General features: G+C 70.8%; 2 protein-coding genes. One reads left to right on the forward strand and one right to left on the reverse strand.

Going from position 1 to position 1,811, the window contains the following annotated elements; genetic code table 11:
• Positions 1-33: 33 nt before the first annotated feature.
• Positions 34-822, reverse strand: a complete 789-nt coding sequence (locus ACIA8L_RS53715; protein WP_395917632.1) for a hypothetical protein — start codon at positions 820-822, stop codon at positions 34-36.
• A 387-nt stretch (positions 823-1,209) separates the two neighbouring features.
• On the opposite strand from ACIA8L_RS53715, the gene ACIA8L_RS53720 reads away from it, so the two are divergent.
• On the forward strand, positions 1,210-1,686 hold the full coding sequence (locus ACIA8L_RS53720) for a hypothetical protein (protein ID WP_395917634.1): 477 nt from the start codon (positions 1,210-1,212) through the stop codon (positions 1,684-1,686).
• Positions 1,687-1,811 lie beyond the last annotated feature (125 nt).

Here is a 1,811-nt window from a genome sequence, read left to right on the forward strand (position 1 = left end):
AGGGAGCGCCGGGCCCAGGGGTGGTGCCCCGGGTCAGATGTCCGAGGGGTACGGGAAGGAGTCGAACGCCGTGTCGAGCTGCGCCGTAGTGCGCGGCAGCCACCGCCGCTCCAGATCGGCGATGCGGCGTGCGCTCAGCCGCGGGTTGTCCGTGGCGTCGATGGCCGGCTGCGCGATCGACTGCACGGCCCAGCCGAGCCCGATCACCGGGTCGATCAGCCGCCACCGGAGCCGGTCGATGTCGAGCAGCGACATCGCCTGAATGATCGAGTGCCAGACGTGGTACCCCACGGCCGGCCGGACGCCGGGCTCGTAGTCCATGATGTGCAGCTTGTAGCCGACCTCGCGCCGCGGGTCGTAGAGCACGCCCTGGCCGAAGTCGACGAAGGCGTTGACCAGGCCGATCGGGTCGTACCGGAAGAACTCGTCGAAGAGGTTGAGCTGCAGCCGGGAGATGGTCGCCAGCGGCTCCCGGGCCGGCGCGACGATGTCGAGGTAGGCCTGCGGGTAGGTCCCGGCGGCGCGGGTGTCCTTCCAGGCGCCGTAGAAGCTGCCGTCGGCCTTGCCGCCGAGCGCCTCACTGATCTGCTTGAACGCCGCCACCGCCTCGGGCGACGGGTGGTACCAGAAGCGCTCGTCGTACTGGTACCAGAACTCGTTGTACTTGCGGTTGCCGAGCATGCCGGGAACGCCGGGCAGCACCGGCCCGCTCTCCGCCGGCGCCGCGTGGGCGGTGCCCGGCAACGCGCCGGCCAAGACGGTCGCGGCGGCGCCGGCGAGCCCGGCCCGCAGGACGTGCCGCCGGTTGTACGTGCTTTTCACGCGCGGTCTCCTTCGCTCTGCCCAGTTGAGCAAACGGATGTGCATCTTGGTGACACAAGCGGGATCGCGACCCACGTTCGCCGCAGAGGATGGCACGGGCGCGGGCACGCGAAAAGGGCGCCGCCAGCGGGGTACCGCGGCGGCGCCAGCGCAGCTCTATCCGATGCGGCGTCCAACCGCGCACATGACATGGTTGGACAGCCCGTACCGGGAGGTACGGTGAAGGCGATCCTCGATCACCGTACGAACGCCCGGCGACGTTCGTCGATGTGTCTCCATCGGCCCGCCAGCCGCCGTACAGCGGCGACGGCCCCTCCCCCAAATTCGGGCGCCCGCGCCTACCTTTGGGGGTGTCAGCCCCGGGCCCGGCGAGGCCAGCATTGCAGCATGAAGCATTCCGTACTCGTTATGGCCGCTCTGCTGGTCACCCTGGCCGGTTGCGGCGGTGGCAAACCGGACGCCCAGGCGACCGAGGGGGTCGACCACGACAAGCTGGTGCAGGCGGCCCAGTGCATGCGGTCCCACGGCTACCCCGACTTCCCGGACCCGGTGCAGGACCAGAACGTATGGATCATCCCGCCGCCGGCCTCCGAACTGACCCCGCCGCCGGAGTGCCTGGAGCTCTTCCGCGGCGCCAAGGGCCGCCCGCCGCAGCGCCAGCTGACCGCCGATGAGATCAACCAGCGCCGCAAGTGGGCCGACTGCATCCGCAAGAACGGCATCCCGACCCTGCCCGACCCCGACAGCGACGGCAACGTCAACCTCCCGCCGGAGCTCGACCCGATCACCGCCCAGCCGAACTGGGCCACCGCCCGCGAGGCGTGCAAGTCCCTCGAGTGGCCGAACGCCAACTTCGACAGCTGACCGCGATCCGGAGTGATCGCCGCGCGGCCGACCTGACCGATGCTTCTGTAGGTCCCACGGGCCCAGCAACCGGAACACCCGGTGCTGGGCCCGCCGTGCGTCCGGGGCCGGACCCGCCCCGCCCG

Source organism: Dactylosporangium sp. NPDC051541 (genome assembly GCF_044454505.1).
Classification (GTDB): domain Bacteria; phylum Actinomycetota; class Actinomycetes; order Mycobacteriales; family Micromonosporaceae; genus Dactylosporangium.